Below are 6,370 nucleotides of genomic sequence, written 5' to 3' on the forward strand. Positions count from 1 at the left end.
GGGCACGGGCTCACGGTCAGCGACCTCTTCGATTTCACCGTCTACGTGGATGCCCGCACCCAGGACATCGCCCGCTGGTACGTCGACCGGTTCCTGCGCCTGCAGCGCGGCGCGTTCAGCAACCCGAAGTCGTACTTCCACCGGTACGCGACGATGACCGAGGACGAGGCCCGCCGGGAGGCCCGCCGTATCTGGGACGAGATCAACGAGCCCAACCTGGTGCAGAACATCCTGCCGACGCGCTCCCGGGCGACCCTTGTGCTCCGCAAGGACGAGAACCACGCCGTGTCGAAGGTGCTGCTCCGCAAGCTCTGAGCGGTGCGGCATCCGCCCGCAGCCCTGACCGATTCGACGGGGTTTTTGGCTTTCCGATACGTGGGAGACCGGGTAGACCGGTTCAGAACCGAAAATCTCCGTCGAATTGCTTCACTCCGCGGCGTAGAGTCGACTCACCAATCGTTCTGGCCGACCCGCCTGGAGGCGCGATCGTGAGAGCCGCCTACACCGCGCTGGTGCTGTACCTGGCCGGTCCGCTGCTCGCGCTCATCCTCGTGCCGACCGAACCGGGGATGATGTTCTTCGCCGGCGTCGCCGTACTCGGCCTGGCGCTCGTTATCGGGGTCCAGTGCCGACTCACGGCCGCCGACGCCCTCGAGATCACAGTCGGCCGCCGCTCCCACCGACACCGCGAGGTGCTCAGCGAACTCGCCGCACCGAGTCATCCCAACACCGCCGGGCGTCCACGCCCGCGCGCACCGGCCCGGCCGCTCGCGGTCGCCTAGACCTCAGCCGGCAACTCCAACGCAGGGCGAGGCAGCGCGAACGCAGACGCGCCCCTCTTCCTCCGACCGTTGGGATATCCTCCGTGGACCTCTATTCCGTTGCGCCCGTCGCAGCCCTGCTCCAAGCCGCCTCGGCGGCCGTCACCACCTTCTCCTCCGCGCTCGCACCCATCTCCGGTGCGAGCAGCACCGCACTCGTCATCGTCCTGGTCACGCTCCTGTTGCGGGCAGTTCTCGTACCGGTCGGCCGCGCCCAGGTGCGCGCCGAGTTCGTCCGCAGGCGCCTCGCCCCGAAACTCCGGGAGCTGCAACGCCGGTACCGGGCCGACCCCGAGCTACTGAACCGCAGGACAGCCGAGCTCTACGCGGCCGAGAAGGCGTCGCCCCTGGCCGGATGCCTGCCGACGCTCCTGCAGGCGCCGATCGTGTCGACCGTGTACGCGCTCTTCGTCCTCGCCAGCATCAACGGACAACCGAATCCGCTCCTCGCTCAGGAGCTCGGCGGCGTCCCGCTCGGCACGTCGTTCCTTGCGCTTCTGGGCACCACCCCGGTCTTCTGGCCCGGACTCATGCTGTTCGGAGCGCTCCTCGCCGTCATCGCCCTGACCGCGGGGCTCTCTCGACGACTGGCTGCGCGATACGCCTCTCCGGTCGTGCCGACAGCCCGGCCCGCTGCAGCACGGCTCGCCGCAACCCTCAGCTGGCTCCCGTTCCTGACGCTTGTGTTCGCGAGCGTGGTCCCGCTGGCCGCGACGCTCTACCTCACGGTGAGCACGGCCTGGACGCTCGTCGAACGCGGCATTCTCTACCGCTCGTTCGCTCCGACCGGGCCCGGGTCCTAGAGGGAGTCGAGGGCGAGGCGCAGGCGCACGACGTCGGCGAGGGAGTGCGCAAGCCGGTCGGCGGTGGCCTGGTCGGCCGCCTCGACCATGACGCGCACCATCGGCTCGGTGCCGGACGGACGCAGCAGCACCCGGCCGGTGTCTCCGAGTTCGGCTTCGGCCTCGCGCACGGCGGCGGCGATGACCTCGTCGGATTTCAGCGCGTGGTGATCGACGCCGCGCACGTTCACGAGGATCTGCGGGAACACGGTCATCACGGCGGCGAGCTCGTGGAGCGGCTTGCCGGTGCGGGCCATCTCGGCGACGAGGTGGAGTCCGGTGAGGATACCGTCACCGGTGGTCGCGAAGTCCGTCATGATGACATGTCCGGACTGTTCCCCGCCGAGGGACAGGCCGTTCGCGTTGAGCTCTTCGAGCACGTAGCGGTCGCCGACCTTGGTCTCGATCATGCGGATGTCGTTGGCCGCCATGGCCCTCCGGAGGCCGAGGTTGCTCATCACAGTGGCAACGAGCGTGCGGTCCTTGAGGACGCCGCGCTCGGCCATCGAGACGGCGAGGATCGCCATGATCTGGTCGCCGTCCACGATGTTGCCGTGCCGGTCGACGGCGAGGCAGCGGTCGGCGTCGCCGTCGTGGGCGATGCCCACGTCGGCACCGTGCTCGAGGACGGCCTTCGCGAGGTTGTCGAGGTGGGTCGAGCCGACCCCGTCGTTGATATTGAGCCCGTTCGGGTTGGCGCCGATGACGGTCAGCTGCGCGCCGGCATCCGTGAAGACCTGTGGGGACACGCCCGCGGCCGCGCCATTGGCGCAGTCCAGGACGACGTGGATACCGTCGAGGCGGTGCGGGAGGGTGCCGAGGAGGTGCACGACATAGCGGTCTTCTGCGTCCGCGAAGCGTGAGATCCGGCCGACATCGCCGGCGATCGGCGTGAGCTTGTCGTGGTCGAGGTGGGCCTCGATACGATCCTCGACGTCGTCGGGAAGTTTGGTGCCACCGAAGGCAAAGATCTTGATGCCGTTGTCGGGGGCGGGGTTGTGCGAGGCGGAAATCATCACGCCGAAGTCCGCACCGATGTCCGCGATCAGGAATGCCGCGGCCGGCGTGGGGATGACGCCGGCGTCAAGGACGTCGACACCGGAACTGGCGAGGCCCGCGGCTACTGCCGAGGCGAGGAATTCGCCGGAAATGCGCGGGTCACGCGCGAGGACGGCCACCGGACGGCGACCCTCGGCTCGACGCGATTCAGCGCGGCGACCCTGGGTGAGAACTGCGGCACTCGCCTGGGCGAGGCCCAGGGCCAGGCCAGCCGTGAGATCACGGTTGGCCAGGCCCCGAACACCGTCGGTGCCGAAAAGTCGAGGCATGTCGGCGCCGACTATCGATCTAGCGCTTCGAGAACTGAGGCGCCTTACGGGCCTTCTTGAGTCCGGCCTTCTTGCGCTCCTTGACGCGAGCGTCACGGTTGAGGAAGCCGGCCTTCTTGAGGATGGCGCGGTTGTTCTCTTCGTCGATCTGGTTGAGCGAACGCGCGATGCCGAGACGCAGGGCGCCGGCCTGGCCGGAGGGGCCACCGCCGGTGATGCGTGCGATGACGTCGTAGCTGCCGATCAGGTCGAGGACCTTGAACGGGTCGTTGATGAGCTGCTGGTGAAGCTTGTTCGGGAAGTAGTCCCCGAATTCGCGACCGTTCACCGTGATGGTGCCCGAGCCGGGAACGATGCGCACGCGGGCGATGGCCTGCTTGCGACGGCCCACGGCTGCGCCGGGAACGTTGAGGACGGCGCGGGGCGCCTTGGTTACGATTTCGGCCGGGGTCTCGGTGGAATAGCTCTCCGGAGCCTGGTCAATCTGATCTGCGATCTTCGCCACGATGGTGTGAATCCTTTTTTCTTAGAGTCGAGAAGTCTGGTGGCCGGCGCTACTGAGCGACCTGGGAGAGGGTGTACGGCTTGGGCTGCTGCGCAGCGTGCGGGTGCTCCGGGCCTGCGTAGACCTTGAGCTTCGCGAGCTGGGCGCGACCGAGCGAGTTCTTCGGCAGCATGCCGCGAATCGCCTTCTCAACCGCACGCGTCGGGTGCTTCTCGAGCATCTCCGAGTAGTTCTGGGCGGAAATGCCGCCCGGGTAACCGGAGTGGCGGTATGCGATCTTCAGTTCGAGCTTCTTGCCGGTGAGGGCGATCTTCTCGGCATTGACGATGATGACGAAGTCTCCCATGTCCATGTGGGGAGAGAACGTTGCCTTGTGCTTCCCCCGGAGGAGAACGGCGGCGTGGCTGGCAAGACGACCGAGCACGATGTCTGTGGCGTCGATGACGACCCAGTCGTGCTGGACTTCGCTTGCTTTGGGAGTATAAGTGCGCGTCACTGTTGTGCTGCTTTCTTGTTCGAACGGAGGTGTTCGTGAATCCCGCTCCGGGTGTGTTCCCCGACGGGGAACACGATCGATGGAGGGCTCACGTTCGTGTGCCTGGCTGCAACGCACAGACACCAAGGGTCAATGCTAGTCCGCCGGGAGCGTTGGCGCAATTCGCCTGCGCGATTCGGCGGCGCGCTGCGCTACTCTTCGTCCTCGTCGAGGGCGCGCCGGGCACGGGTCTCGAGGGCGCGGGCCGCGAGCCGGTCGTCGGCGGGATAGTCGACCGCGAGCAGGGTGAGGCCCTGCGGCGGCATGACCTTGAACTCGCTCGTGCGGGCCCGGTTGATCCGCAGCGTCGCGAGCCGCTCCCCTGCGAGCCGTCCCTCTCCGACCGCGACGCAGGCCCCGACGAGTGCCCGCACCATGCTGTGGCAGAAGGCGTCCGCCTGCACCGTCGCGACGAGCACGCCGTCCGGGTCCCGCCGCCAGCTGAACTCCTGCAGGGTGCGAATCGTCGTGGCGCCCGGCCGGGGTTTGCAATAGGTCGCGAAGTCATGCAGCCCGAGCAGGGACGCCGCGGCCACCTGCATCGGTTCCAGCTCGAGCGCGAAGCCGTGCCAGGTCGTGCGCAGCCGGTCCTGCGGGTTGTGCCCGAGCACCGAGTCGACGATCCGGTACTCGTAGCGGCGCCAGTTCGCCGAGAACCGAGCGTCGAATCCGGGGGGTGCGACGGCGGATGCCTTGATCACGATCTCCGGCTGGGTCACCAGGATCCCCCCGAGCCTCCGCTGCACCATCACCGCGAGCGTCGCAGGGGTCCGGCCCCTTCCCCGTCGGAGCAGGCCCCCGACCTGGTCGGGGGTGAGGTCGAAGTGCGCGACCTGACCGAGGGCGTGCACCCCCGCATCCGTTCGCCCGGCGACGATGAGGGACGGATACGGCGGGTAGCTCTGCAGGATCGTGGCGAGTCCTGCCTCGATCTGGCCCTGCACGGTGCGGAGCTCTGGTTGAATCGCCCATCCCGAAAAATCGGTGCCGTCGTAGGCGATGTCCAGCCTGATCCGGGTGTTCTCCGGGAGCGGGGAGACAACAGGGGCGGCAGGAAGATTCACGGAGGTAAGTGTAAGTGCCGGGCCGGGTATCGTAGAACCCGGATCGGCTCCGCTCACCGCTATGAAACTCAGTTACCGCACTCCCGCATCCCTGCGCCCGGACTCTGAGACTCGGGATTCGCGCCGTTTCTCCGGCCTCGACGGCCTGCGCGGCATCGCCGTGAGCGTTGTGCTCGTCTTCCATTTCTTCCCACAGGTGCTGCCCGGCGGCTTCGTCGGCGTCGACGTGTTCTTCGTGATCAGCGGGTTCCTGATCACCGGTCTCCTCGTGGACGAATATGCCCGGTCCCGCCGGATCTCGTTGCGCCGGTTCTGGAGCCGCCGGGTGCGCCGGCTCGTGCCGCCGCTCGTTCCCCTCGTGCTGCTCTGCTGCACCGTGGCGTGGATGCTCGGGGGCGACGTGCTCGTCGGCCTCGGCTGGCAAGTTCTCGGCGCGGTCACGTTCGGCTACAACTGGGTGTCGATCGCAGGCTCCGCGAGCTACTTCTCGGCGACGAGTCCTGAGCTGTTCCGGAACCTCTGGTCCCTGGCCGTCGAGGAGCAGTTCTATCTGGTCTGGCCGTTTGCGCTGCTCGCGGTGCTGCTCATCCGGAGCGCCCGGATTCGCCTGGCGGTCGTGTGCACCCTCGGCGTCCTCTCCGTTCTCTGGATGGGGTTCCTGTTCCAGCCGGGCGCCGATCCGACCCGGGTCTACTACGGCTCGGACACGCACAGCTTCGGCCTCTTCGCCGGCGCGGCCCTCGCGCTGCTGCTGCGGCGCCCGAACGGCCTGGGCGCACTGACCCGCAACGCCAACGCCGGTGCCGCCCGCACCGGCCCAGCGGGCTTCACCCGGTTCGCCTCCCGGCTCGCCTCCCCCGCCCGGCTGCGCCCCTGGCTCGGCCTCGCCGCATTGCTCGGCATCGGTGCGGCTGCGGCGTGGTTGCCCGCCGCGGGCCCGTCGGCGTACCGGGGCGGACTCGCCGCTATCAGCCTGCTGTCCTGCGTCGTGATCTGGGCCGCCGTGCGCGGCGCCCGCTTCGGCCGCTGGCTCGACACCCCGGTGCTCCGGTGGATCGGCGAACGGTCCTACGGCATCTACCTCTGGCACTGGCCCCTCTTCGTGCTCGCCGGCGTCGCCTGGCCGGCCGCCGGCGTCGACGTGCACCTGCTCGTCGCCGCCGTCGCCGTGCTTGTGGCCGCAGCCTCGTACCGGTGGCTCGAGCAGCCGGTGCGGCGCAGGGGCCTGCGCGGCGGCATCCGCTCCCTGTCGGGTTTCGCGACCGAGTCGTGGTC

General features: G+C 68.5%; 7 protein-coding genes and 1 pseudogene. 4 read left to right on the plus strand and 4 right to left on the minus strand.

Annotated features, from left to right (window positions below; all coding sequences use genetic code 11):
- The 3 genes and pseudogenes from QN345_RS14160 to QN345_RS14170 form a co-directional block, all read left to right on the plus strand.
- Positions 1-315, plus strand: a pseudogene (locus tag QN345_RS14160) (type I pantothenate kinase); the annotation flags it as partial.
- A gap of 173 nt (positions 316-488) precedes the next feature.
- A complete protein-coding gene (locus QN345_RS14165) occupies positions 489-782 on the plus strand; it encodes a DUF6412 domain-containing protein (protein WP_134449919.1) in 294 nt (97 codons plus the stop codon).
- A gap of 83 nt (positions 783-865) precedes the next feature.
- Positions 866-1,624 (plus strand): YidC/Oxa1 family membrane protein insertase, encoded by a 759-nt coding sequence (locus QN345_RS14170; protein WP_322188425.1) that lies wholly within the window; start codon positions 866-868, stop codon positions 1,622-1,624.
- On the opposite strand, the gene glmM is transcribed toward QN345_RS14170, so the two are convergent.
- The 4 genes from glmM to QN345_RS14190 form a co-directional block, all read right to left on the minus strand.
- Entirely contained in the window at positions 1,621-2,991 is a 1,371-nt protein-coding gene (gene glmM, locus QN345_RS14175) for a phosphoglucosamine mutase (RefSeq protein WP_134449917.1), read from the minus strand. The two genes, QN345_RS14170 and glmM, sit on opposite strands and share 4 nt — an antisense overlap.
- 19 nt (positions 2,992-3,010) lie before the next feature.
- Positions 3,011-3,496 (minus strand): 30S ribosomal protein S9, encoded by a 486-nt coding sequence (rpsI, locus tag QN345_RS14180; protein ID WP_134449916.1) that lies wholly within the window; start codon positions 3,494-3,496, stop codon positions 3,011-3,013.
- Between the two features lie 49 nt (positions 3,497-3,545).
- Entirely contained in the window at positions 3,546-3,992 is a 447-nt protein-coding gene (rplM, locus tag QN345_RS14185; protein WP_134449915.1) for a 50S ribosomal protein L13, read from the minus strand.
- 191 nt (positions 3,993-4,183) lie between these two features.
- The gene (locus QN345_RS14190; protein WP_323508781.1) at positions 4,184-5,095 is read right to left on the minus strand and encodes a tRNA pseudouridine synthase A; all 912 of its coding nucleotides are present in this window, start codon (positions 5,093-5,095) and stop codon (positions 4,184-4,186) included.
- Positions 5,096-5,156: 61 nt separating this feature from the next.
- Between QN345_RS14190 and QN345_RS14195 the strand changes: the two genes are divergently transcribed.
- A partial coding sequence (locus tag QN345_RS14195; RefSeq protein ID WP_323508782.1) for an acyltransferase occupies positions 5,157-6,370 on the plus strand: 1,214 nt, incomplete at its 3' end.

Source organism: Cryobacterium sp. 10I1 (assembly GCF_035019805.1).
GTDB classification, from domain to species: Bacteria; Actinomycetota; Actinomycetes; order Actinomycetales; family Microbacteriaceae; genus Cryobacterium; species Cryobacterium glucosi.